Annotated in this window: 25 protein-coding genes and 1 pseudogene; 5 read left to right on the forward strand and 21 right to left on the reverse strand. The window is 44.3% G+C overall.

The genetic code is table 11. The annotated features are described in order from the left end of the window. Positions 1–25 precede the first annotated feature (25 nt). Positions 26–1,045: a LacI family DNA-binding transcriptional regulator gene (locus QN079_RS14725; RefSeq protein ID WP_005227844.1), complete on the forward strand. Its 1,020-nt coding sequence runs from the start codon at positions 26–28 to the stop codon at positions 1,043–1,045. Positions 1,046–1,123: 78 nt separating this feature from the next. Here the strand turns inward: QN079_RS14725 and QN079_RS14730 are convergent, their stop codons facing one another. Next, positions 1,124–2,089, reverse strand: coding sequence for a ribose-phosphate diphosphokinase (locus QN079_RS14730; RefSeq protein ID WP_289230030.1), 966 nt, complete (start codon positions 2,087–2,089; stop codon positions 1,124–1,126). 71 nt (positions 2,090–2,160) lie between these two features. Continuing rightward, the gene (locus QN079_RS14735) at positions 2,161–2,700 is read right to left on the reverse strand and encodes a C39 family peptidase (RefSeq protein ID WP_005233534.1); all 540 of its coding nucleotides are present in this window, start codon (positions 2,698–2,700) and stop codon (positions 2,161–2,163) included. A 140-nt stretch (positions 2,701–2,840) separates the two neighbouring features. Here QN079_RS14735 and QN079_RS14740 point away from each other — a divergent pair, with 140 nt between their 5' ends. After that, a complete protein-coding gene (locus QN079_RS14740) occupies positions 2,841–4,733 on the forward strand; it encodes a M13 family metallopeptidase (protein WP_289230031.1) in 1,893 nt (630 codons plus the stop codon). Positions 4,734–4,783: 50 nt separating this feature from the next. Here QN079_RS14740 and QN079_RS14745 read toward each other — a convergent pair whose 3' ends face one another. From QN079_RS14745 to QN079_RS14755, 3 genes are read right to left on the reverse strand one after another with little or no spacing between them, the layout of a single operon-like run. Beyond that, a complete protein-coding gene (locus tag QN079_RS14745; RefSeq protein ID WP_005227832.1) occupies positions 4,784–5,083 on the reverse strand; it encodes a hypothetical protein in 300 nt (99 codons plus the stop codon). After that, entirely contained in the window at positions 5,084–5,647 is a 564-nt protein-coding gene (locus tag QN079_RS14750) for a cysteine hydrolase family protein (protein ID WP_005227824.1), read from the reverse strand. Between the two features lie 43 nt (positions 5,648–5,690). Further along, positions 5,691–6,386: a 5'-methylthioadenosine/adenosylhomocysteine nucleosidase gene (locus QN079_RS14755; protein ID WP_005227823.1), complete on the reverse strand. Its 696-nt coding sequence runs from the start codon at positions 6,384–6,386 to the stop codon at positions 5,691–5,693. A gap of 151 nt (positions 6,387–6,537) precedes the next feature. Between QN079_RS14755 and QN079_RS14760 the strand changes: the two genes are divergently transcribed. After that, positions 6,538–7,011: a class I SAM-dependent methyltransferase gene (locus QN079_RS14760; RefSeq protein WP_289230032.1), complete on the forward strand. Its 474-nt coding sequence runs from the start codon at positions 6,538–6,540 to the stop codon at positions 7,009–7,011. A gap of 58 nt (positions 7,012–7,069) precedes the next feature. Here QN079_RS14760 and macP read toward each other — a convergent pair whose 3' ends face one another. Both macP and QN079_RS14770 read right to left on the reverse strand, forming a co-directional pair. Continuing rightward, the gene (gene macP / locus QN079_RS14765; protein WP_005227820.1) at positions 7,070–7,366 is read right to left on the reverse strand and encodes a cell wall synthase accessory phosphoprotein MacP; all 297 of its coding nucleotides are present in this window, start codon (positions 7,364–7,366) and stop codon (positions 7,070–7,072) included. Further along, on the reverse strand, positions 7,359–7,937 hold the full coding sequence (locus tag QN079_RS14770; RefSeq protein ID WP_005227818.1) for an NUDIX hydrolase: 579 nt from the start codon (positions 7,935–7,937) through the stop codon (positions 7,359–7,361). The genes macP and QN079_RS14770 overlap by 8 nt, the downstream gene beginning before the upstream one ends. Before the next feature lie 218 nt (positions 7,938–8,155). Between QN079_RS14770 and QN079_RS14775 the strand changes: the two genes are divergently transcribed. Both QN079_RS14775 and QN079_RS14780 read left to right on the forward strand, forming a co-directional pair. Beyond that, positions 8,156–8,797, forward strand: a complete 642-nt coding sequence (locus tag QN079_RS14775; RefSeq protein WP_010749055.1) for a 5-bromo-4-chloroindolyl phosphate hydrolysis family protein — start codon at positions 8,156–8,158, stop codon at positions 8,795–8,797. Between the two features lie 97 nt (positions 8,798–8,894). Next, positions 8,895–10,088: a toxic anion resistance protein gene (locus QN079_RS14780; RefSeq protein ID WP_005227814.1), complete on the forward strand. Its 1,194-nt coding sequence runs from the start codon at positions 8,895–8,897 to the stop codon at positions 10,086–10,088. A 102-nt stretch (positions 10,089–10,190) separates the two neighbouring features. On the opposite strand, the gene QN079_RS14785 is transcribed toward QN079_RS14780, so the two are convergent. From QN079_RS14785 to QN079_RS14855, 14 genes and pseudogenes are all read right to left on the reverse strand, one after another. Next, on the reverse strand, positions 10,191–11,108 hold the full coding sequence (locus QN079_RS14785) for a D-ribose ABC transporter substrate-binding protein (protein WP_289230033.1): 918 nt from the start codon (positions 11,106–11,108) through the stop codon (positions 10,191–10,193). Positions 11,109–11,126: 18 nt separating this feature from the next. Then, entirely contained in the window at positions 11,127–12,080 is a 954-nt protein-coding gene (locus QN079_RS14790; protein WP_086337773.1) for an ABC transporter permease, read from the reverse strand. 1 nt (position 12,081) lies between these two features. After that, a complete protein-coding gene (locus tag QN079_RS14795) occupies positions 12,082–13,566 on the reverse strand; it encodes a sugar ABC transporter ATP-binding protein (RefSeq protein WP_034857601.1) in 1,485 nt (494 codons plus the stop codon). Positions 13,567–13,585: 19 nt separating this feature from the next. Next, complete coding sequence (gene rbsD / locus QN079_RS14800) at positions 13,586–13,981, reverse strand: D-ribose pyranase (protein ID WP_060792556.1); 396 nt, start codon at positions 13,979–13,981, stop codon at positions 13,586–13,588. Beyond that, positions 13,956–14,861: a ribokinase gene (gene rbsK / locus QN079_RS14805; protein ID WP_034857599.1), complete on the reverse strand. Its 906-nt coding sequence runs from the start codon at positions 14,859–14,861 to the stop codon at positions 13,956–13,958. The genes rbsD and rbsK overlap by 26 nt, the downstream gene beginning before the upstream one ends. Continuing rightward, on the reverse strand, positions 14,854–15,840 hold the full coding sequence (locus QN079_RS14810) for a LacI family DNA-binding transcriptional regulator (protein WP_289230034.1): 987 nt from the start codon (positions 15,838–15,840) through the stop codon (positions 14,854–14,856). The genes rbsK and QN079_RS14810 overlap by 8 nt, the downstream gene beginning before the upstream one ends. Positions 15,841–16,069: 229 nt before the next feature. Further along, positions 16,070–17,401 carry a sensor histidine kinase gene (locus QN079_RS14815; RefSeq protein ID WP_151195738.1) on the reverse strand — a complete coding sequence of 444 codons (1,332 nt, stop codon included), beginning with the start codon at positions 17,399–17,401 and terminating at the stop codon, positions 16,070–16,072. Continuing rightward, entirely contained in the window at positions 17,395–18,081 is a 687-nt protein-coding gene (locus QN079_RS14820; protein WP_015510460.1) for a response regulator transcription factor, read from the reverse strand. Before QN079_RS14820 ends, QN079_RS14815 begins: the two co-directional genes overlap by 7 nt. Positions 18,082–18,156: 75 nt before the next feature. Then, entirely contained in the window at positions 18,157–18,315 is a 159-nt protein-coding gene (locus tag QN079_RS14825) for a hypothetical protein (protein ID WP_005233508.1), read from the reverse strand. 41 nt (positions 18,316–18,356) lie between these two features. Next, on the reverse strand, positions 18,357–19,670 hold the full coding sequence (locus QN079_RS14830; RefSeq protein ID WP_289230035.1) for a PASTA domain-containing protein: 1,314 nt from the start codon (positions 19,668–19,670) through the stop codon (positions 18,357–18,359). After that, positions 19,663–20,337, reverse strand: a complete 675-nt coding sequence (locus QN079_RS14835) for an ABC transporter ATP-binding protein (protein WP_005227805.1) — start codon at positions 20,335–20,337, stop codon at positions 19,663–19,665. The genes QN079_RS14830 and QN079_RS14835 overlap by 8 nt, the downstream gene beginning before the upstream one ends. 12 nt (positions 20,338–20,349) lie before the next feature. Continuing rightward, a pseudogene (locus QN079_RS14840) lies at positions 20,350–21,813 on the reverse strand (ABC transporter permease). Positions 21,814–22,086: 273 nt separating this feature from the next. Further along, complete coding sequence (locus QN079_RS14850; protein ID WP_213354811.1) at positions 22,087–23,472, reverse strand: APC family permease; 1,386 nt, start codon at positions 23,470–23,472, stop codon at positions 22,087–22,089. Between the two features lie 23 nt (positions 23,473–23,495). Beyond that, entirely contained in the window at positions 23,496–24,362 is an 867-nt protein-coding gene (locus QN079_RS14855) for a GRP family sugar transporter (RefSeq protein WP_289230038.1), read from the reverse strand. Between the last annotated feature and the right edge of the window lie 95 nt (positions 24,363–24,457).

A 24,457-nucleotide genomic window follows, 5' to 3' on the forward strand; every position in this document is an offset into this window, starting at 1 on the left:
ATAAGCTAAAAAAGGAGGGAAATCAGTGAGCATTACGGTCAAAGATGTCGCCAAAAAGGCTGGCGTCGCTACATCCACGGTTTCTCGTGTCGTAAACGATCATCCCAGCATTTCTGAAGATACCAAGAAGAAAGTGCGCAAAGTAATGGCAGAAATGGGCTATGTCCCCAATCTTGCGGCTCGAAATCTCGGCAAACAGATATCCAGTGCCATCGGCGTGATCTTGCCGCCTCTTGATTCGAAAGAACGACTAGGAAACCCCTTTTATTTAGAAACGATCGAAGCCATCAATGAAGAGGCCCGCCATCATCAAATGACGGTTGCCGTTGCCTCCGCCCGTGACTTTGCTACATTACTAAAAAACGTGGAACGGATGCACCTGCAAAAACAAGTAGATGGCTTTATCTTGGTCTATTCCGATGAAAAAGACCCCATCATCGACTATCTGGTCGAAAAAGAAGTCCCTTTTACTTTGATTGGTCAACCATACAGCAATGAAGACAAAATCGTTTTTGTCGATAATGACAACCAGTTGTTAGGCAAGCAAGCAACCGAGCATCTGATCGCCCAAGGGCATACGAAGATATTATTTGCTACCAATACGACCCATGAAAACCTGTATTTCGAGCGTTTCTTCGGCTACCAAAAAGCCATGATGCTGGCAAATCTCCCCTTTTATCCAGCATTGACCTTTGAAAAAGCGGAAGATTACGTCACGTTTGAAGAAACGATCAAAGAATCCCAAGCAACGGCCATCGTCGTGATTGATGATCTGTTCGCTGTGCGGATCATTCAATTAGCAACGATGTATGGCTACAAAGTCCCCGACGATTTATCCATCATCAGTTTCAACAATTCGATCTTTGCTACTTTGACCCATCCGTATTTGACTAGTATCGATATCAACGTGTTGTCCTTAGGAAAAATCGCTACCGAACGGCTGATGGCGCAATTGAATCATGAAGATTCAAACGGCGTACAGCTGGTCGTACCACATAAGCTGATCAAACGAGAAACGGTCTTAAACCGCAACCAGTTGAACTGATCCGCTGGGTCTTGTCCACTTCCCCTTACATGCAAAAGCACCCGCTGTCCCTAAGGATAGCGGGTGCTTTTCATATTTTTATTTATACTCTTTGCTTTCCAGGCGGAACAATGGACTCATTGGTGTATTTTCGTGAATGCGGCGAACGGCTTCCCCCATCAATTTGGCACAAGAAATGTAGTGCAGTTTTTCTGGATGGCGTTCTTCGCTGGTCCAGCAAGAATCGGTGACACAAATACTTTCAATCGCTGATTGATCCAAAATTTCTTTAGCAGGCGGTGAAAGCAAGGCGTGAGAGACACAAGCATACACTTCGCTGGCACCAGCTTCCTTCAATAAGTCTGCCGCTTTTGCCAATGTATGGCCGGTATTTAAAATGTCATCAACCAAAATACATTTTTTCCCAACGACATCACCGATCACATAGCCGCCATCAGCTTCATCTTGATCGACGATCGCGATCGCTGTATCTAAGTATTCTGCCAAACTACGGGTCCGTTGGACACCGCTGTTTTTTGGTGAAACCACGACATAGTCGTCACCCGTCATTTTTTGTTCGCGATAGTAATGGGCAAACAATGGGATCGTAAAGAGATTATCCACTGGGATGTCGAAAAATCCTTGAACTTGGACGGCATGCAGATCAAGCGTCAAGATTCGAGAAGCCCCTGCTTCCACCAGCATATTGGCAATCAATTTTGCAGTGATCGGCTCATGCGGGTTGGCGGTTCGGTCTTGCCGCGCATATGCGTAATAAGGCAAAACGACATTGATGGTCTTCGCACTAGCCCGTTTCATCGCATCGATCATGATCAATAGCTCTAAATAGTGATCATTGACGGGTTCATTCGTCGATTGAATGATATAAATATGGTCGCCCCGCACACTTTCTTCGATATTGATGGCAATCTCTCCATCACTAAACTGTGTCACTTTTGACTTCCCTAGTTCTGTACCGAAAACTTTCGCAATGTTTTCTGCTAATGGTAAATTTCCATTTAAACTAAAAATTTTCAACGAACTATCTTTATAACTTTCGCCCATGATTGCCTCCAATGAATGTGGTTGTTTTCTTCTATTCTAGCACAAAGTGACTGTTTTTTTAACCGTCTCGTTCAAGGAAGTGTGACGGTACCGTTTACCCAACTGGCGGGAATCACTTTTTTGTAGTTGCCCCAGTTGTCATGAACTTTAAAATAGCGTTCTCCGCTGGCGGTTTCAGCGTAGGCGTAAGCCACGACCCAATGATTGCCATATGTGCTGCCTAAAGGCTTCAAAATACCGATGATCACCGGTTTGCCTTCATCGATTCGTTTGCACGCTCGATGCCAGCCGCCAACAACAGTCGCACGTCCGCGGTAAGGCAATTGGAATTGATCGAAAAACCGAGTCAATCCATGACTGACCTGCCAAGCGATCGTCGGCAACCCATGAGGCTGAATCAGCACCCGCAGCATTTCCGTCACTACTGTCAGATCCCGTTGTTTTTTTCGGCGAAACGCTTTCGGGATGATCGTTTCATCGATGTAATCTTGATAGTAGGCCAAAAAGACGGCTGCCGCATAGGTGCCGCATAAATACCCCGAAGGAGTGACCCACTGCTTATACGGACGAAACCGCTCTTCGGCGATCCCTTTCCACTCTACTTGTTCCATCTCGTTCACCTGCCTTTTTTCTTATTATACCTTAGATTCTCCTCCTACTTGGATCAAAACCCTTTTTCGTCTAGAAAACTTTTCTTTGCGTCCTTACAGATTTTGTTTCATAATAGTAGAAAGCGAGAGGAGCGAAAGACATGACAACCTTGTTAAAAGATGATTTTTATGACTATGTAAATGGCGAGTGGCTGGAAACCGCTGTTATTCCAGCAGATAAACCCGCTACGGGTGGATTCCAAGATCTCGTTGACGGAATCGATTCCTTAATGATCGCAGAATTTGAAAATATGGCACACGATCCCCATGCTACGCCAAAAGGCCGCATGAAGGATGCTGTGGCTTTTTACCGCTTAGCCAGCGATTTTGCCCAAAGAGAGGCAGCTGGCGCTACTGAAGCAAATGCACTATTAGCAAAAATCGAAGCGTTGCCTTCTTACGAGGAATTGAATCAGCAACTGGCAAGTTTCGTTTTAGAGGGCATTGCCTTGCCTTTCCAACTAGATGTCGATGCAGACATGAAAAATGCGCAAATGAATACTTTGTCGGTCTATCCGCCTGCTACTATTTTGCCGGATAAAACTTATTACACAGAAAATCCCCAAGCAAGCGAAATGCTGCAAGTCTACTTTGAGATGGCCGTCAACGTTTTAGTTGCTTATGGAAAAGACCAAGCAGAAGCGGAATCGTTGGTAGAGCAAGCGATCGCTTTTGATAAATTGATCGCCCCTCACGTCCGCAGTGCGGAAGAAAGTGCGGATTATAGCAAAAATTACAATCCTCGCTCCTTGGAAGAATTTGCAAAGCAAGCCAGCAAGATCGATTTTAGACAACTCTTGACGGCCCTTTTACCAGGGACACCAGAAGAGCTGATCGTAACGGAACCCGCTTACTTTGAAGCCTTTGACATTATTGTTTCTGATAGCCATTTTGAACTCTTGAAAGGCTGGATGATCGTCAACCAAAGCTTGCGCTATACTAGCTATCTGAGTGAAGAATTGCGTCAGTTAGGCGGAACCTACAGTCGCTACTTATCAGGGATCGATGAAGCGGCTCCCCAACAAAAAGCGGCTTATTACTTAACGATGGGTCATTTTAGTCAAGTGATCGGTGATTATTATGGACGCAAATACTTTGGGGAAACGGCGAAAAAAGACGTCAAACACATGGTGGAAACAATGATTGCTGTCTACCAAGAGCGTTTGCGCAACAACACGTGGTTAAGTGAAGAAACTCGCCAAAAAGCGATCATCAAATTGAATCGTTTAGGCATCCATGTCGGGTATCCTGATCAAGTTCCTGCCATTTATGACCAATTGCATACCGATGAAGAGAAAAGTCTGCTGGCAAATGCCCTGCATTTCAATCGTTTGTTCCGAGAAGATGCCTTCAAAAAATGGCAGCAGCCCGTGGATCGCGAGGAATGGGAAATGTCCGCCGCTACCGTGAATGCCTACTATCACCCATTTAAAAACGTGATCGTTTTCCCAGCGGCAATCTTACAAGCACCTTTTTATAGTTTGGAACAATCCACCAGCGCAAATTATGGGGGGATCGGTGCGGTCATTGCTCATGAGATCTCCCACGCCTTTGACAACAACGGAGCAAAATTTGATGAATATGGTAATTTAAACAATTGGTGGACAGAGGAAGATTTGGCCCACTTTGAACGCTTAGCTCAAGCGATGATCGACGAGTTTGATGGACTGCCCTTTGCCGGCGGTACCGTAAATGGAACGTTGACTGTTTCTGAAAACATCGCCGATGCAGGCGGACTAAGCTGTGCGCTAGAAGCAGCGCAAAAAGAAAGCGATGTTTCTTTAGCAGACTTCTTCACCAATTGGGCGAAGATCTGGCGTACAAAAGCCAAAGAACAATACCAACAGCTCTTACTATCGATCGATGTCCACGGACCAGCGAAACTACGTGCCAATATCCAAGTTCAAAATATCGATGAATTCTATACAACCTTTGATATCAAACCTGGTGACCCTATGTATCGTGCACCAGAAGATCGTGTGCAGATCTGGTAAACAAAAGCGCAAGCAGAAAAATCTGCTTGCGCTTTTTCTTCGCCAATTGTTTATTTCTGTAAAGCTTTTTTCATCATACTGATCACAGAATCAAATTGGGAATGCTCATTGACGACTTGATCGGCTTTTTGCCGATTGGGGCGGTCTTTTAGAAAGTCGAAGATTTGGTTTTCATTCTGGATGCCTAATTTAGCCATAAACTCATCCAAGTTCTGAAAATCCGTATACTTTTGTAAGAAGTCATTGTTCAACAACGCCTTTACATCAAGATCCCCTTTTTGATACGCTTGATAAAGGCTAGTCAGTTCACTGAAACTGAAATTTGCTTTTAATTGATCCATCCATCCCATTTATGCTTCCTCCTTCGCAGAAATGATTTTCGCGCCCAGGGTATTTTCAAAATGGCGTAGTGCCCATTCATGTCCGACCGCGTCAAAGCTGGCAACGGTATCTGCATCGATCACCAGTTGGTAGCCTAAATTATAGGCATCCACTGCTGTATGCAAGACACAGATGTCGGTACAAACGCCGGTCAGGTACAATTCCGTAATCCCTCTTTCCCGCAGACGGATGTCCAAGTCGGTACCGCTAAAGGCGGAGTAATGACGCTTGTCGATCCAATAGACATTTGGCGCTTCCTGATAGTTTTCATAAAGCGGTGCTAGACGGCCGTAGAGATGTCGCCCCGTACTGCCCGCAAGATTGTGGGGTGGGAACAAGCGGTTTTCAGGATGATAGTTGTCTGTTTCCTCATGACGATCAATGGCAAAAACGACATACTCACCGGCTTCGATAAAGGCTTGCGTCCGAGCCACTAAGGCAGCTTCAATCGCTTGCCCAGCAGCACCCGTGGTCAATCGTCCCTCATCTGCAACAAAATCAAACGTATAATCAATGGATAGTAATGCTCTCATGCTTCCTTCCTCCTCTTACGAATCGGCTCTCTTGTTTTTTAAGTTACTTTAATGTTTCAACGAATGCCAAGACCATTTCAGCGGAACGCTTGCCAGCTTCTAAGATAAACTCATCAAAAGAGACGGTTGCTGCGTGGTCGGCGGTGTCGCTGATCGCGCGCACGATCAAGAAAGGAATATTGAATTGCTGCGCGGTCTGTGCGATCGCGGCTCCTTCCATCTCACAAGCCAAGGCATCTGGAAAATGTCCTAAAATCTCCTGTACTTTTTGCGGGTCATGAATGAAGCTGTCACCAGTAACGATCAGTCCCTTTTTCACGGTATGATGGGTCGCTTCTGCGGCTTTTGTCATCTCACTGATCAAATAGCGGCTGGCTTCATAATACAAAGGCATCCCACCAGGCAGCTGGCCATATTCATAACCAAAGCCCGTCACATCGACATCAAAATAGGCCACTTTATCTGAGATCACTAAATCCCCTACTTGTAAACCGGCACCGATCCCACCAGCTGATCCAGTATTGATCACCATATTGACCCCGTATTGTTGGATCAGTAAACTAGTGGTGATCGATGCCAGAACTTTGCCAATACCTGAACGAACGACGATCACTTCATGATTGCCGATACTTCCTGAAATAAATAGTGCGCCGCCGCGTTCCCAAGAAAGCGGTGAAATCAACTGTTCCCGCAACGCCTTGATTTCTTCCTCCATTGCACCAATAATACCAATTTTCATGTGTTTGCCTCCTGCTTCTCGTTTATTTTTCATCCTTTAAAATGAAAAACAACAGAAATTCCCACGTATCTACTGACGTGTTTTTCTCCTTTCATGATAAACTAGTTTTGACGAAACGAACAGTTTTTTGTCATTATAAAAGGAGGCACTTATGTCTGAAATTTTCAACGCCATGGCAGCAAAATACGATACCCCTGAACGGATCGCGTTAGCACAATTAGTCACCCAAACCCTTGAACCTTATTTTAAAGACAACCAGCACCAAACTCTGATCGATATCGGCGGCGGTACCGGCCTAGTAAGTCTGCCCTTAGCAGCTTATGTCCATCACTTAGCCATCTGGGATACTGCCCCTAACATGATCGAGGTTTCTGAAAAAAAAATCAACCAACTGCAGCTGGCCAATGCTTCTGCAACTATCCACGATCTGCTGCAAGAATCCTTACAAGCAAAAGCAGACGCGGTGCTGCTATCTCTCGTCTTGCTGCATATTCCTGATACAGCCGCTATGATGGAAAAACTATACGCCTTGCTACAGCCAGGAGGAACCCTTTATCTAGTGGATTTGTTCATGAATCAGCCAGCGGCCATGTTTTTAGCTATTTTCAAAAAGCCGACCGAATAACAAAAAAAGCCGCACTTGCAGAAGATGCAGGGGCGGCTTTTTCTTAGTACTAGAAGAATCACAACAAAAAGATCGCCAAACCGACGACGACTAACAATAAAGTGACGATCACAATGGCTTTCATTAAAAAACGGTTCAGATCCCGAGATTTTTGGTTCTCACCGGCACGGGTCTTCGTGATTTCTTTGTTTTTCTTGCGCACTTTTCGGTAGTGGTTATCAATTTGTTTTTCTTTTTGTTTCCATTCTTTCTTGCTTTGCTTTTCTACGATTTGCTGATTGCGTTCAGCTGCCGCTTGTTCTTCTTCGCGTCTGCGTCGAAGCTCACTGCGGGTGATCAATGGTTCTTTAGGCAAGTCCGTTCCTCCGTTTCAATTCCAGCAACTCCCAAAATTGGATCGCAAACACGGTCTTCGCATCACAGATCGTTCCATCAGCGATAGCGGCTTGTGCTTGCTCTAAGGTCAATTCATAGACTTCCAGCACTTCATCTTCGTCTTGCGGTAAGGGATTTGTCACTTTTTCCAGCTCTTTGGCATAATAGACATGCAAGAGCTCATTAGCAAAGCCTGGTGAAAGGTACATAGAAGAAACGTGCTCCAGCGTTTTTGCACGATAGCCAGTCTCTTCTTCTAATTCCCGGGCGCCAGTCAAATCTGGACGAGCGCCTTCTCCTGGATCGATTTTTCCTGCTGGTATCTCTAAAATCACTCGCTCTAACGGTTTTCTGAATTGGCGAACGAACAGCATTTTGTTCTCACTTGTCAAGGCGATCACGGCAACACCACCAGGATGAAAGACTAGTTCGCGTTTACTGGTCCCGCCATTTGGCAAGGAGACATCATCAACGACCACATCAATGATCTTGCCATGGAAAATTTCATTCCGTTGGATCGTTTTTTCTTCAAAATCTTTAAATTCTAACATCTATCGACACCTAACTTTCCTCATACGTCTTATCTATCAAACACTTTAGCATAATTTAGAAAAAATATCTTCTTAAGAAATAGCAAGAAAGCTTATGAATTTACTAAAAATCGGAAAATCCACCCCAAGTCTGATATTTTTCTTTTAGTGAACATGCTAAAATAAAGATGTCGAATAACCCAATCTACTTGTCCAAGAGATTTTTAGGAGGAGGAAAAATGAAAAAAAACATCTGGCTGATCGTTGGTGCGATCGTCCTCATCAGTATTATTTTTAACGTAGTAGGCGATTCATTTGCGAGCCTATTATTAATCGTCGGTGCGATTTTAGTCTACGTCGGTATTAGAGGGCGTAAAGTTCCAGCAGCCGATCCACAAGTTTTGCCTTCTTTAACGAGAGAACGAGAAGCCCATTACTTGAAAAGCGGAATGACTGCTCGTGAGATCGAATTGTTCCGTGAAACGATGAATCAGACGAAACACCAAATCGATAAATACCAAAAAAATATCACTAGCAATAACAAGTTAAAAGCCATTGACTTGCGTCACGATGCCTTGCGTGCCTCAAAAGCTCTTTTCAAAGAACTCGTGAAAGAACCGACCAAACTGCCTTTGGCAAGTCATTTCCTTTATACCCACTTGCCCAACATGGTCGATTTGACCGATAAGTTCATTGAAATCAATAGCCATGAGATCAAAAGTCGTGAGACCTATGATAAAATCGAGGAAAGCACCCAAATCATCGAGCAAATGGCTTCCTTGATCGCCAAAGACTACTCCCAATTTGTAGCAGACGATCTTGATGACATGGATGTTGAGTTATCCATTGCCAAACAAAGCATAAAACGAGATAATGAATAGGGATAGATTCTGATTGGCAACAAGAAAAGAATCTAAAAAAAAATCTAGCCCAGGCTAGATTTTTTTCGAAAGCAGACAATTATTAGGAGGAGTTATTATGAGTGAAACACCAAATCAAGTAAAACCCGTAACGGATACGCTTGACGATTTATTGAACAACCCATTTTCAACCCCTGTCGACACTTTGACCACCACTCAACAAGCGGAAATCAGTCAGCTGAAAGAACAGCAAACGGCACCGCGTTTGATTGACAAATTACCGCCAGAGCGTCAAGCACAGGCCCAAGAATTAGCCAGCAAAATCGATGCGACCGACCAGCAAGCGGTCATCACCTATGGTGCAGCTGCCCAAACCAAACTTGGAGAGTTTTCCCAATCCATGTTGAACCATGTCCAAGCAGCTGATATCGGCCCTGTGGGCGACTCATTGACGGAGTTGATGTATCGCTTGCAAGAAGCCAATCCAGACGAACTGCGTGCAGGGGAAGGCAACTTATTCAAGCGAATGTTTGGTAAAGTAAAACAATCCATTTTTGAAATCACCGCTAAATACCAAAAAATCGGTGCCCAAATCGACAAGATCGCCGTCAAATTGGATAAAGAAAAAGACGGTTTGCTAAAAGACAACATGATGTTGGAACAGTTGTATCAAAAGAACAAAGATTACTTTGATGCATTGAACATCTACATTGCCGCTGGCGAGTTGAAGATGCAAGAATTGCAAACCAAAATCATTCCTGAAGCCATGAAAAAAGCAGAAGAAACGAATGATCAAATGGACGTACAGATCGCCAACGATTACACGCAATTTCTTGATCGTTTAGACAAACGGACTCATGACTTGCGCTTGGCACGTCAAATCACGATCCAACAGGCACCGCAAATTCGCCTGATCCAAAACACGAACCAAGCACTAGCAGAAAAAATCCAAGCTTCTGTCAATACAGCGATCCCACTATGGAAAAACCAAGTGGTCATTGCCTTGACTTTATTGCGTCAAAAAGATGCCGTTACGGCACAACGCCAAGTTTCTGAGACCACCAATGATCTATTGAAGAAAAACTCAGAAATGTTGAAAGTTTCTGCTATTGAAACAGCGAAAGAAAACGAGCGCGGCATCGTCGATATCGAAACCTTGCAAAAAACACAAAACGACCTTGTGGAAACGATCCAAGAAACATTACGGATCCAAAAAGAAGGAAAAGAAAAACGTCGTGCTGCCGAAGTGGAATTGGGTCATCTAGAAGAAGACTTGAAAGACCGCTTATTGGATTTAACTAGCAACAAGTAAGCGAAACGCCACACATGAAAGAAAGCCCCTCTTTGGTGACCTAAATGGTCAGCCAAAGAGGGGCTTTCGATGTTGAAAGTAGGAACTGCATTGAGCGTCTACCTATTTTTTCACCAACTCTAATGGTGAATCGATTTGTTCAGCGACTGTTTTTCCTTGGAAATGGTCAAACGCTGCCTGCAATGCAAGGCGGCCCATTTCTTCTGGTTTTTGAGCGATCGTTGCCGTCATTCTACCTTCTTCGATGGCTTTGAGTCCGTCTTCAGTACCGTCAAACCCGACAATCACTACGCCTTCTCGGCTTCCCATCGCTTCGGCTGCCCCTAAAGCCATTTCATCGTTTTGAGCAAAGACGCCTTGAATGTCATTGTTGGCTTGGAGGATATTTTCCATAACCGTTAATCCTTCTGCTCGATTGAAGTTTGCGGATTGCTTTTCAACAACATCCAGTTTGTCTTTGGCATAATCATCAAAGCCTTTTCCTCGCTCTCTGGTTGCAGAAGCGCCAGGGACGCCTTCAAGTTCTACCACTTTTGCGTTTTCCCCTAATTGTTCGAGAATAAATTCTGCTGCCATTTTTCCACCTTCTTCGTTATTGGAGGCAACAGTCGTCAAAAGCGTTCCTCCATCGCTACTACGGTCGATGGCAATAACTGGGATGTTGGCATTATTAGCAGCTTCAACAGCTGGGACGATAGCAGCAGAATCAACGGGATTGATCAAAAGCACATCCACGCCTTGTTGGATCAAATCATCAATATCATTGCTTTGCTTGGCAGTATCATCTTGGGCATCAACAAAGCGTACATCGGTGTCATTTTCCTCAGCCAATTGATTGATCCCCTCTTGCATGGAAACAAAAAACGGATTATTGAGGGTGGAGATCGATATACCAACTGTCAATTCTGAAGCTGCTTTTTCCTCACTTTGTGTCTCACTACTGCCACCGTTGTCCAATGTTGCCGCTCCACATCCAGAAAGTACCAATACGCCTGCTGCCAATAAAAACATTTTTTTCATAATAGATCCTCCTATTTTTTATTTCCTTTTCCGATCCAGTAACACTGCAATTACGATCACGATCCCTTTAACGATTTGTTGATAAAAACTTGAGACACCCAATAGATTTAGACCATTGTTCAACGTACCAATGATCAATGCCCCGATCAACGTGCCAAAAATTCTGCCTCTTCCACCAGATAAGCTCGTACCACCTAAAACGACTGCTGCAATCGCATCCATTTCATAGGCTTGCCCTGCTGTTGGTTGCGCAGAATTCAACCTAGAAGTGATGATCATGCCACTGATTGAAGCCATCAATCCAGAGATCGAATAAATGATCAGTTTTATCTTATCGATTTTCACCCCAGCAATAAAAGCGGCCTTTTCATTGCCACCGATGGCATAGGTTTTTCGTCCGAAGGCGGTGCGATGAAGCAACAAGAACAAAAGAAAGAACACGAGAAACATCAATACGACTGGAAAAGGAATCCCGAAAAGATACCCACGACCAATAAAGCTGAATAGAAAGCTGTCACCTAGTCCAGTGATTGGATTTCCATTGGTGTACACTAAGGTAGCGCCCCGATAGATCGTCATCGTTGCTAAGGTTGCGATAAACGGCGCCATTTTTCCTTTTGAGATCAGTAGTCCATTCAACGCACCAAGGATCGCTCCGCTTAGTAACCCAATCAAAATAGCGACTAAAGGTGACACCCCATTGGCCATCATTCCTGCTGTCAAGGCACTGGAAAGTGCCAAGGTGGACCCTACAGACAAATCAATGCCCCCAGTCAAAATGACAAAGGTCATTCCGAATGCAATAAAGCCATTCGCTGCGACTTGCCGCAAAAGATTCAACAAATTACTGGGTGATAAAAAGCTTGGATTTAAGGCAGTGACAGCAGCCACTAGAGCAATCAAAGCGAGTAAAGGTCCCAATTTACTAATTGATTCCGAGAGTTGTTTTGTTTTCATACCACTTTTTTCCATATTAGTTTCCTCCTGTCGCATACGTCATGATCTTCTCTTGTGTGGCTTCTTGCCGAGAGAGTTCCCCTGATATTTTTCCTTCGTGTAAAACAATGATGCGATCGCTGACACCTAGCACTTCTGGTAGATCACTAGAAACCATCAAAATCGCAATACCACGTTCCGCTAACTCATTCATCAGCTGATAAATCTCTCGTTTGGCACCTACGTCTACTCCGCGTGTCGGTTCATCTAAAATCAATACTTTTGGTCCGACACCGATCCACTTCGCCAAAACCACTTTTTGCTGATTTCCACCAGAAAGCTCGCTGGCTAAATTCTGGGCACTCATCGTTTTGATGCGTAAGCGCTCGATCATTAACGCAACGAAACTGGCTTCAGTCTTGCTATCGACCATGCCTGTTTTGACAAAATTATCAATGCTGGGCAAACTGATATTATCGGTCAGGGAAAAGTCTAAGACCAAGCCTTCCGTTTTCCGATTTTCTGTTAGAAAGCCAAAGCCATTGGCGATTGCCTTTGAAGGCGAAGAGTTTTTCACTTCTTGCCCTTCGACGATTAAGGTACCGCTTTCAATTTCATCTAAACCAAATATTCCTCGCATGACTTCTGTGCGTCCAGCACCCATTAAACCTGAAAACCCAAGGATCTCACCTGCTCTGACTTGAAAATTGATGCCTTGGTAAACTTTAGAAGCTGCTGTTAAATTTTTTACTTCAAAAACGACTTCACCGATCTGCGCTTGTTTTTCTGGATAATAATCAGCTAACTCTCTACCGACCATTTTCTTCACGACCTCTTCCATCGTCGTATCCTCCGTCTTTTTCGTATCGATCGATAGACCATCCCGCATCACAGTGATCTTGTCACTTATTTTGAAAATCTCCTCCATTCGGTGAGAGATATAAACGATCGCTACGCCGTTTTCTTTCAAGCGACGAATGATTTGAAACAAATTATTAATTTCCTTATCCGACAAGGCAGCAGTCGGTTCATCCATGATCAACACCTTGGCATCAGTCATCAGCGCTTTCGTGATCTCGATCATTTGCTGTTGCCCGACTGAAAGTTCATCCACTTCTTTTTGAAGGGGGATCTGAATCCCTAATTGTTCAAAGACTGCCTGCGCTTTGCTTGCCATTTTCTTCGTATCTAGTAGCCCAAAGGTGGTTTTCAATTCCCGATTCAAGAATAAGTTATCCAATACAGTCATCTGTTCCCAGTTATTCATTTCTTGATGGATAAAGCTCACACCGGCTTGTTCGGCTTCCTTCGGATCGGCGTAGTTCGTTTCTTTGCCATCGATCAAAATCGTCCCTGCATCTTTGGCATGTAACCCAGTTAAAATGTTCATCAACGTTGACTTGCCTGCCCCATTTTCTCCCATTAGGGCATGGATTTCTCCAGGGTACAATGTTAGTGAGACATCTCTTAACACTTGATTCTTCCCAAAGGATTTCTCAATATTGCTCATCTCGACTTGCACATGATTTCCTCCTGTCTCTTTAGAAGATAACGGCTGCTTGTAAAATAATGTTTGAATAGGGTGTCGCTTCCCCTGTTCGAATAATGGCTTTGCTTTCCTTTGTTTCTTCTTTGAATGCCTCATGTGGAACAAAACGAATCGGAACATTCGGGAACGTTTTTTGAATCAATTGCCACTGCTCCGCATTCTCCGTTTTTATTTCCTCTGCTAAAACGATCGCCTCGACTGCCATCTCTTGTTGCATTACCGATAACACCTCTTCAAAACTCGGACTACCTAGTTTTAATGCCAGATCGATTTTTTTCACCCCTGTGGGTACTGGCAACCCCAAGTCCCCGATCGTAAGCTGATCAGTGTGGCCTAAATCCGCCAATAATTTGTCGATCTCACTATTTAATGCCCCATGCTTCTTCATACAATGGACTCTCCTTCATTTCCTTTAATGTAGGCATTCCGCCTTGAGCACCATATCCTTTGACGGAGATTGCTGCTGCTAAGTTGGCAAAGGCAATGGCGTTTTCTAAGGGAACACCTGCTAAAATCCCTACTGCTAATGCACCATTGAAGGTATCACCAGCTCCCGTAGTATCGACCGCAGCAACTGGAAAGGCAGGAACTAAGACCTCCGACTTCCCGTTGTGGAAAATCGCTCCTTTGGCACCTAGGGTAACGATCAATCGATTAGGGTAGGCTGCTAAAACGTCAGCAAGCTTTTGATTGGGGAAAAGTAACTTAAACTCATGTTCATTAGGGGTCAGATACCCCACCTTAGATAACATACGCGGATTGAGCTTTCTCGCAGGTGCTGGATTATATAAAACAGGGATTTTTGCTTCCCAACACCAGTCGATGATGGCTTCATTGGCTTCTTGGGGAATCTCGTTTTGCAAAATCACTAAATCAGCCTCTGTGATGTTTCCTTTTATTTCGGAAAAGCGAGCTAAATCAAGCGCATTATTGGCACCGGGTATGACAATGATGCTATTGTCATTTTCATGCAAAATGATGTGCGCGGCACCAGATGGAAAATGTGTAACGGGTTCCACATTCTCCGTAGAAACGCCGTTCACGTTTAAGTTTTCGACGATTTCATTTCCGAAACGATCGGTTCCTACATGGCCTAGCATTGCTACTTCTGCGCCTAAACGGCTAGCGGCGATGGCTTGGTTTGCTCCTTTGCCGCCAAAATTCGTGTCAAATTTTTCCCCAAAAACCGTTTCTCCTTGATTGGGTTTCACCTTCGTAGTGACTACAAAATCTGTTGCCATACTACCAATGACGATGATCTTATTCAATTGGCGTTCCTCCATTTCTTACTGTCTCTCTTTCTTCTAAATGAACAGGAAGGATGATTTTTTTCTTTTCAATAAATTGATCGTTGATCAATGCAAAGAGCATTTCTGCTCCTTTGTAACCTACTTGATAAGCAGGCTGATGGATCGTCGTCAAGCGTGGCACCACCAATTTACTGATGGGAATATCGTCATAGCCGATCACTTGAAGTTGTTCTGGGATCTTTACGCCATGATGATAAGCCTCTTGCATGATGGCAATCGCATGGGTATCACTTGGGGCAATCACACTATCGACAGTGGGATGTTCTAAAAAAACTTGTTTCGCTGTCAAGGTCGCATCCTCTAAGAGAAAGGATGTGGATTTCACTAGTGCATAAGGAACTTGTGCTTTTTTCAATGTGTATTCAACACTCAATAAACGATCCCGAGCACGGGTGACAGATTCAGGCCCAGCAATCACGACTACCTTTTTGGGGTCACCTTTTAAGATCGCTTCAGCAGCAAGTTCGCCGCCTTGAAGGTCATCCGAATAAACCCCATATTCGACATCTTGATCGATCCGATCCAAGACGACCGTCGGAATATTGCTTTGGGTACGATTTTTATTTTCGACAGCGGAAAGAATCCCCGCCACATTGTTTTGCTCAAACGCACGTAAATATTCATTGGCTTTCTCATTGTCTTCTTGAATGTTGCCAAGGATGACTTGATAGCCTTTTTTTTGTAGAAAGTCTTCAACGCCTTTGGCTACTAGCGGAAAAAACGGGTTGGATATATCAGGAAGTAGCAAACCAATCAATTTTGACTTTTTCTGATACAGCGAACGTGCGACTTCATTGGGGGAATAATTCAGTTCATTGATCGCCTGATGGATTTTGTCACGGGCTTTTTCGCTCACATAGCCAGTCCCATTCATGGCTCTTGAAACTGTCGCCACGGAAAGTCCAGCTAAATTGGCGACATCTTTAATTGTTGGCATGTTGCTCCCCTCCTGTGTAACCGATTACACACCTATCATAGCCGAACTTTGTGAAAATTGCAAGGAGAAATAAAAAAACTTTTTTCCCTTGGTGTCCCCTTCTCCTAAAAAATGCGTTTTGCTGCATAAATAGCCGCATTTCGAGAAAGTCTCGCTTTCTCGAAATGCGGCAAAAGATTTGATGAGCGCAGCGACATATCTTTTATTTCCTAACGGTAAAGCTCATTTTTCAATGAAATGAAACTTCAAAGTGATTGACGCCGTCTTGATCCACCGTCAAACTGATTTGCGCCTGCAGCATTTCTGTGATGGCTTTGGCGATGGCTAAACCTAACCCATAGCCACCGTCTTGATGGTTGCGAGAAGGATCCCCGCGGTAGAAGCGATCAAAGACATAGGGAATTTTTTCTTCTGGGATCGGGCAACCACTGTTGGACACTTGCAGCACCGTTTTTCGTTGGCGTTCAACGAGAGCCACTGTGACGGTTTCTCCAGTAGGTGTATATTTCAAGGCATTGTCTACCAAAATCATGGTCAATTGCCGTAAGGCTTGCTCATTGCTTTCAAGGCGCACCTGTTTAGCAATCTGTTCCTGATAGTGGATCCCTTTTTCCAGCGCAATGGCCTCCATGCTTTGATAAACACTTTGCACGACTTGGCTTGCATCGATTACCGAACGCACGACTTCTTGCTCGGCACTTTCGAATTTGGTCAGCATCAATAAGCTATTTACTAGCTCATCCATCCGTTCGGAACCTAACTGGATGTTTTCCAGCCATTTCATTTGGCTTTCCAAGGTTTCTTCTGGACTACCAGCTAATACCTCAGCATTGACTTGAATGATCGCCAATGGTGTTTTCAACTCATGGGAAGCGTTAGAGACAAACTCTTTTTGTTTGCGCCAAGCCAGCTCAACTGGACGCAATGCCCGATTGGCGACATAAAAGCTAGCGATATAAATACTGACTAAGGCTAAGACCCCGATGAGCAAAAGCGTGGTTCTTAAGTTGCTTAGACTGGTTTTGTAGTCGGTGACATCAAAGAACAGCACTTGATAAAAAGGCTCGTAATTATTGATGCTGGTGGAATATTCCCCCGTCGAATCATGATTGATCGAATAATGACTAATGGAAGTCACCAAAAAGAGCGCATACCGCCAGTCTCGGTCATTTACCTTCACTTCATTGGGAATCTCCTCTTGTTTCGTTGCGGCATCGACCAAGGCTTCATAAAGGTCACTCTCATCGACACCCTCATCAATACTTTGGATCACGACATCCATTTGATCCACGTCGACTAGAGCGATTTCTCTGAACTCACTGGTACTATTCGTGATGGTCAATATCATTGGATACTCTGGGTCTGTCAGTGATTGCCGGGCCTCCTCCTCATCCAACGGTACCGCAGCTAAGGTGTTGGCTTCTTGCGAGATCAATGATTGGATCTCGTTTTCAATTTGGGTGGCGTTCAAAATATAGATAAAGGTAAAGGCACCTAAGACAATGATTGAGATCAACGCCATATTGAACCACAGCATTTTATTCCGTAATTTTTTTAACATGGCGGCTCCTTGCTCTGCAAAATATACCCCGCATTGCGGATCGTGCGAATGCCGATATCCGCTTCAAGTAGCGTCAGTTTTTTCCGCAGCAAAGACACATAGATCTCAACGCGGTTTTCTTCCACATCGGGATCAAAGCCCCAAATCTTATTGATGATGGTTTCTTTTGATAAAATCACTTTAGGTCTGGATAAAAATAGCTCCATCAGTTTCATTTCTTTGGGTGACAGCACCACTTGATTGGTCGTCGTAGCCAACTGCAGCTCATTACGCGCCAAGACCACGTTGCCAAATGCTAACTGGTCTTCTTGATAATCCAAGTCTTTTCTTCTACTTAATGAACGAATCCGTGCCAGCAGCTCTTTCATTTGAAAGGGTTTCGTCAAGTAATCATCTGCCCCTGCATCCAAGCCGAGCACTTTGTCATCAACTTCGCTTTTGGCCGTCAACATAATAATCGGCGTGCGAATATTTTGCTTGCGTAACGTCTTTAGTAATGTGATCCCATCGATTTTTGGCAGCATGATATCCAAAACGAGAAGGTCATACACCCCACTTGCTGCGTAGTCCAACCCAGTCTCGCCATCATACGCCAAATCAACGGAATAATGCTGTTTTTTCAATAAGCTGGCAACCGCTTCTGCGATCGATGGCTCATCTTCTACGAATAAGATCCGCATCGGTCAGTCCCCCTTTTACACTCATCATTTCTTTTTTTCAATCACTTTTCGGTAAGCACAATTATTCCTGTAGGATCATTCCAATTGTTCTCCAATAAACCGTTCTGTTGAAACGATCCGCACGTGTTCGCTGGATTGATGAATCCACATGTGTAGCAACAATGCTACCATACCGCTTAACAAAAAGACAAACAGCTTTTTCCTAAGGTCTTGAAAATTCTCTTGATGACGCATGGGTTTCCTCCTTTTTGCAGGTTATCGATAAATCCGCTCGGCTATTCTGGATCAGTAGCCGCTGGGGCTGTCTGATTGCCTAAGCTGATATCGAAGGTGATCGTATCTTCTAACGGTAAAAACTGATTGAACTTGCTCATCCCCACGATTGTCCCGTAGGGTTCTGCTGAATTGACATAACGGACTTGATAGCTGATGTTCGCCCCTTTTGAACGGAATTCATCAAAGAAAAGTTTTTGCAGATCCCCTTCAAGGAGCTCACTTCGACGGTAATCTTTGATATACGGTTGACCTGCTGAATAGACGACTTCAATGCCTTGGTCATCTTTGCTGGTTAAAACGGTCCCGGCGGTCTCACTTTGCGAGATCAATTGTCCGTAAGGCAGACTCTGAGTAAACTGCATCCGCATCCGCACAGTGACACCCTCAACAGCGGCCTGGGCATCATCTGGTAAAATCGTTAAAAAGTCTGGTACGGTGACCCCTTTCCCTAGAGAAATCGTTACTTGAAACGCATCCCGTTTCGCGATTTTTTCTTTTGGTGCCACGCTTTGTTCAATGACTTTGCCTTCTTCCACAGTATCCGAAGCCTGTTCTTTGATTTCAAGCTCCAGCTCATGGGCTTTCCCCCATGTTTCTACCTCTGCACGGGTTTTATCACGAAAGTCTGGTACTTCAATATCTTTTTCAAAGGTTTCTTCGCCTTTAGAATAAAAGACTCGTCCGACATCTCGACGATGATAGTTTTCTTGCGAGACTTCTTTATTAGTAAATTCTACTCGAATCGGTGCTTTTTCCTCGATCTCATCGTGGTATTCATCGACGATCGTCAAATTGCTGGCTTGATTTTTTTCGATCCACTCTGCTGCCTCGTCCCTCGTCATTTCCATAAAGTCTGGCAATGCCAATTTCTCTTCTGGATCTGGGCCTTGGCTCACCGTTAGATGCAGGGTGCTTCTTTTTCTGACTCGACTTCTGGCGGCTTCTTCTTGGGCGATCACTTGATTGGCTGGGGCTTCATCATAGGCAGGCGTCACATCGATCGCAAGATCATGTTCCGCCGCCCATTCCCTGACTTCTGAGATCTCTTTGTCCACAAAGTTATCCAGTCGGACGTACGCCAATTGGAAAAATAAAAAGCCGCTGAGTAGAAGTAGTCCGAGTAATGCACCAAGCCCCAGCAGTCGTTTTTTCCGCCGTTTCTTTTTGAAGGAGGGATCGTGTTCGATCCCCTCTTCTAAAGAAGCTGAACCTTTTTCTTTGCGGGAAGCACGGGAAGAAGGTGCTTTAGCTGTAGCTGATTCCTTGTCTGGCTCTTTCGGTTCTTCTTCAAACTTCGATAAAAAATCACTCATAGGCCGTCAACTCGCCGTTTTTCAAATAAAAGGTCTGATCCGACTGCTTGGCAATTTCAGTCGAATGCGTCACTACGATGATGCACTTGTTGTGTAAAGTAGCTAAATCTTTAAAAATATCCACGATTTCTTGCTCCATGCCTTCATCCAAATTTCCCGTCGGCTCATCGGCTAAAATGATATCAACATTGGTCGCTAAGGCACGAGCGATGGCGACCCGCTGTTGTTCCCCACCGGAGAGCTGATTGACGAAACGATCAGCTTTCGTGGAGGTGATTCCGATATAATCCAACAAGCGATACGCAATTTGATCGTGTTGATCGGGGAGCTTGTTGTCTGAGATCGCCATCGAAACAAGGACATTTTCTAATGCCGTCAAATATGGGATCAAGTTGTAACTTTGAAAAATCAAACTGATCTTGTTGCGGCGATACTCTTCATAGCCGATCGTTTTGATATTTTTTCCTTCAAAAAATACTTCCCCATCGGTTGGTTGATCCAATGCGCTGATCAAGGAAAGAAAGGTGGTCTTTCCAGAGCCTGATTTCCCTAAAATCGTGTAAAATTTACCTTTTTCAAAGGAGATATTGGTTTTATCTAAAATCTTCCGACGATTCTCACCATCTTGGTAGTAATACGTCATCTCTTTGGTCTCTAAAATTGCCATGTTCTTCGCTCCTTACAGCATGATTTTTTTCGGATTCAAACGCAGAATATATAATAGCGGCACCACTGCCGAAAGTAAGATCGTCACGATCCCGGTCGCTAAAAAGGCAATGATATAAGGCAAGGTGTATTGAACGCGAAACGCTTCGTTGATCGTTGCTTGATCGATTTTCGGTACGCCCGCAACGCCCACAAAGAATTGCTCCACCCCTGCTTGATTTGCCTCTAGCATACTGCTGGATAACAAAGATTCAGAAACCATCTTGCCCAGCATATTCCCTGTGACCAAGGAGATCAGCATTGCGCTGACACCAATCAACAGGAGTTCGAGCACGATTTGTGCAAACACGTATTTCCGTCGTTCCCCTAACGAAAGGTAGATGCCTAACTCATATTTCCGATCTCGGGTAAACAACACAATGATCAAGGAGATAATAATCAAGGAAGCAATCACCGCAATCACTACGACATATGAAGAAATTTGTGATAAGCGATTCATGCTGGTTCCCACACGATCGTACTCATCCGTAGAGGCATTGACCTTATAGCCATTTGGCAAGAGCGGTGTCACCTCTTGTTTGAATTGCTCTGCATCTTCTGGTTGATTCAAAATGAATTGCGGTGTGAAGAACTCCTCATCAGAACCGAAATCTGTCGCTGGAAACGCCGCTTGCTGGCCCGCACGTTCCTCTTCAACAATCGTTTTCACAGCATCATTGGGCATATAGATACGATTGAAGGGCCGATCATCAAATGCAAATGAGCTGACCATGCCATCTTGTCCTTGATCGTTCGCTTGTTCTAAGCTGGTATTTTTAAAGATCCCGACGATTTCGATTGGGTAATCATTGCCTTTTTGCTTCTCAGGGTCCATCCCTGACGAATAATCGACAAACTGTCCATCTAAGACCATAGTGTCTCCCACGGTCAAGCCGTTTTCCTGAGCAAGCTCTTCAGAAATCAAACCGACACGTTTTCCCGTACGCTGCTCCTCTTCGTTAAAGAAGCGACCTTGCGTTAAATTCACCGTATCCTCTTCAAAATCTAACGGCTGTAGGAGATTGGTTCCTGTTAAATAGACCGCAGAAGGCATGCCCCCAACGATCATGACATTCTCATCTTCCTCTTATGGGCTGAAACTATAGGGTTTGAAGTTTTCAACAGCAATCATTGTTTCTCGTAAATAATCGTACTGCTTGACTTCGGAGCGTTCACCGATCTGCTTGATCAGCTCTTCTGACAACGGCTGAATCTCCTCCATTCTTGCGCCGCTATCACTATTTGCCATCAACGCTTCATAATCGATCTCAATCGTTGCCAGTGAGCCTAATTGGTTTTTGATCTGCTTTTCGACATTTTGAGTCGATTGATTGACCGCAATTGCGCCAGCGATCACATTTCCTAATATCAGAATAACAGCAAACAATATCGCAGATTTCCCTCGCTTTCTCGTCACACTCAGCCATGCTCGTTTCATATAATTCACTTGCCAACATCCTCTCTTTTTTTCTCTAACAAAAGCATACTGGATGAACCTTTAGTGAATCTGTCATTTGCAAATTTTTTCAAAAAAAGCAAAATCGTAGGGAACTTTTGATAAAAAAGACTGTTGTTTCAATGATCGACTCAAGCAATCATCGGAATGTGAATAACAAAAGAACATACCTCCCAAAAGATTTCTTTGGGAGGCTTTGCTATAGTTCACAAAAAAAGACAAAGACCACATCTGGGTCTTTGTCTTTTCACTATCTTATTCGTCGATTTTCTCATTTAATTCGCTGTTACGATAGCCATATACAAAATAGATCGCGATTCCGATCACTAAAGAGATCCCAAAAACGATCCAGGTCGCCGTTTTTAGACGGGTCATCAAGAAGAGACAGCTGGCAACGGACAACAAAGGCAATAAAGGTACCAGAGGTACTTTAAATTCACCTTTAGCAGGTGGCCCCATCATCTTCCTCAGCTTGATGATCCCTAAGGACATTAAGATCATATACGACAATGCCGCAATGTTGGTCAATTCTGCCAAGATATTCAACGGGAAAGCTGCCGCAAAGAAGAAAGCAAAAACACCAGCGATGTAGGTCGCTTTCTTTGGTGTTTTATGCTTAGGATCGATGGCTTGCATGGCTTTTGGCAATAACCCATCTTTACTGATGGCATATAACAGACGCGCCAAGGAGTACATCATAGCGATCGTCACTGTTAATAAGGTCAAGATCGCCCCTACGGAAATGATTGATCCGACCACTCCATGACCGACATAACGCATCGCAAAAGCCACCGGATCATTGACTCCTAATTCAGCAAACGGCACGATTCCCGTCATGATCAGTGTGACAATGATATAAAGGACTGTTGCGATCGCAATGGACCCAATGATCCCCCGAGGGACATTTTTCTTTGCATCTTCAACTTCTTCCGCCGCCATTGCGACGGCATCAAAGCCAAGAAAAGCAAAGAAGACTAACGCTGCACCATTAAAGACGCCTGAAAAACCAAAGGGCATAAAGGGCTGCCAGTTGTCTGGTTCCACGAAAAAGGCACCAAAGACGATAAACAAGAGGATCACGCCGAATTTCACCCATACCATGGCATTATTCAAACGCAACGCTTTTTTCGCTTCTTGGCTGACCCATAAGGTTACAAAAATAATGACTAAACCAGCAATCAGATCAATGTAGGTCCCCTTGCTTGGATCATAACCGCCCGTCAAAGCGGTTGGTAAATGGATATCCGCACTGGCCAAGAAGCCTTGCACATAGCCTGACCAGCCAGATGCCACCGAAGAAACGGCCAATAAGAACTCGCAAATCAAAAACCAGCCTGCCAGCCACGCGGTAAATTCACCAAAAACGACATACAGATACGAATAGGCGCCCCCTAAAACAGGGATCCGAGAAGCAAATTCCGCAAAAGAAAGCCCTGATAACACAACAACGATACCAGCTACAACAAAGGAAAGAATCAATGCCGGTCCGGCATACTCAGCAGAAGCAGTCCCTGTAACAACAAAGATACCTGTGCCGATAATGGCGCCGATCCCCAACATAATCAAATCTTTTAACTTCAACTCTTTTTTTAAATTCGTCACACTTTCCCGTTGTATGACTTTTTTTCGAAATAAATCCATAACTCCTCCTCAAAAATATAAGTTTATGTTGCTTTCATATACCCCAGCAAAACACCACCGATAATCACCAGCAGACAACCAATCACCACATAACGCAGTTCTTTCTTGGTTTTCTTTTCGCCGAGAATAAAAATCCCGCCTAGCGTTGAAATGATGATCCCCATCTGCGACAATGAGAAGCCCACCGCGAGTCCGACTTGATGAACCGTGATCAGCATGCAGACATTTCCGATGCCCCATAACAACCCTGACAAAGTATTTTTCCCTACAAAACGGTCGACCTTCGTCTTCCTTAAAGCAAATAGGCTGGCACCGATCAGCATCCCGACACTTTGTGGCAAAATGATCGCCAAGGGGTCCAATCCTGCCCAAGTAATCAAAATCGTATAGGCGCCGTAACCGATCGTTGATGAGATCAATGCTCGAAATCCTTTAGGAAAATCAAGCATCTTGCTGCCAGCTTCTACCGGACTTTCGCCATCTTGACGAGCGGTCAGATACGCCCCGATCACCAACAAGATCAATGCGCTAACACCTAGTGCATAATCGCGGGTCTGTGTCCATTCTGCAAAAAACAATGCACCTGCGACTGTATTTAAAATCAGCTGCATGCCGGTTGAAAGCGGCAGTCCAACAGACACACCTAAATATTTCATGCCATGGAATTGACCATTTTGACCGACGGACCAAAAGAGACCAGACAAAAGACCGATCAAAATCACCTTTCCATCAATCACTGGCATCGTCACAAAAAATACGACCAGCGAAAAGAAAAAGGCACCAATCGTCATTCCTAGCGTTTGCTGGTTCGCATCCCCGCCAAGTTTGGCACTTACTAAACCAATGCTGCCCCACGCAAACATTGGTACTAATGCAACGAGTATCTCCATTTCATTCATCCTTACCATTCAATTTTAAACACAGGCTTTAGTGTATCAGTGAAAACGTTCTAGGGACAAGTGATTTTTGTCAAAAAACACAAAAA

This window comes from Enterococcus sp. FZMF, from assembly GCF_030263915.1.
GTDB lineage: Bacteria > Bacillota > Bacilli > Lactobacillales > Enterococcaceae > Enterococcus_D > Enterococcus_D casseliflavus.

Coding starts and splice junctions, on each gene's coding strand:
- QN079_RS14730 (WP_289230030.1), bottom strand. CDS start 2,089: ATGGGCGAAAGTTATAAAGATAGTTCGTTGAAAATTTTTAGTTTAAAT.
- QN079_RS14735 (WP_005233534.1), bottom strand. CDS start 2,700: ATGGAACAAGTAGAGTGGAAAGGGATCGCCGAAGAGCGGTTTCGTCCG.
- QN079_RS14740 (WP_289230031.1), top strand. CDS start 2,841: ATGACAACCTTGTTAAAAGATGATTTTTATGACTATGTAAATGGCGAG.
- QN079_RS14745 (WP_005227832.1), bottom strand. CDS start 5,083: ATGGGATGGATGGATCAATTAAAAGCAAATTTCAGTTTCAGTGAACTG.
- QN079_RS14750 (WP_005227824.1), bottom strand. CDS start 5,647: ATGAGAGCATTACTATCCATTGATTATACGTTTGATTTTGTTGCAGAT.
- QN079_RS14755 (WP_005227823.1), bottom strand. CDS start 6,386: ATGAAAATTGGTATTATTGGTGCAATGGAGGAAGAAATCAAGGCGTTG.
- QN079_RS14760 (WP_289230032.1), top strand. CDS start 6,538: ATGTCTGAAATTTTCAACGCCATGGCAGCAAAATACGATACCCCTGAA.
- QN079_RS14770 (WP_005227818.1), bottom strand. CDS start 7,937: ATGTTAGAATTTAAAGATTTTGAAGAAAAAACGATCCAACGGAATGAA.
- QN079_RS14775 (WP_010749055.1), top strand. CDS start 8,156: ATGAAAAAAAACATCTGGCTGATCGTTGGTGCGATCGTCCTCATCAGT.
- QN079_RS14780 (WP_005227814.1), top strand. CDS start 8,895: ATGAGTGAAACACCAAATCAAGTAAAACCCGTAACGGATACGCTTGAC.
- QN079_RS14785 (WP_289230033.1), bottom strand. CDS start 11,108: ATGAAAAAAATGTTTTTATTGGCAGCAGGCGTATTGGTACTTTCTGGA.
- QN079_RS14790 (WP_086337773.1), bottom strand. CDS start 12,080: ATGGAAAAAAGTGGTATGAAAACAAAACAACTCTCGGAATCAATTAGT.
- rbsD (WP_060792556.1), bottom strand. CDS start 13,981: ATGAAGAAGCATGGGGCATTAAATAGTGAGATCGACAAATTATTGGCG.
- QN079_RS14810 (WP_289230034.1), bottom strand. CDS start 15,840: ATGCCAACAATTAAAGATGTCGCCAATTTAGCTGGACTTTCCGTGGCG.
- QN079_RS14815 (WP_151195738.1), bottom strand. CDS start 17,401: ATGTTAAAAAAATTACGGAATAAAATGCTGTGGTTCAATATGGCGTTG.
- QN079_RS14820 (WP_015510460.1), bottom strand. CDS start 18,081: ATGCGGATCTTATTCGTAGAAGATGAGCCATCGATCGCAGAAGCGGTT.
- QN079_RS14825 (WP_005233508.1), bottom strand. CDS start 18,315: ATGCGTCATCAAGAGAATTTTCAAGACCTTAGGAAAAAGCTGTTTGTC.
- QN079_RS14830 (WP_289230035.1), bottom strand. CDS start 19,670: ATGAGTGATTTTTTATCGAAGTTTGAAGAAGAACCGAAAGAGCCAGAC.
- QN079_RS14835 (WP_005227805.1), bottom strand. CDS start 20,337: ATGGCAATTTTAGAGACCAAAGAGATGACGTATTACTACCAAGATGGT.
- QN079_RS14850 (WP_213354811.1), bottom strand. CDS start 23,472: ATGGATTTATTTCGAAAAAAAGTCATACAACGGGAAAGTGTGACGAAT.
- QN079_RS14855 (WP_289230038.1), bottom strand. CDS start 24,362: ATGGAGATACTCGTTGCATTAGTACCAATGTTTGCGTGGGGCAGCATT.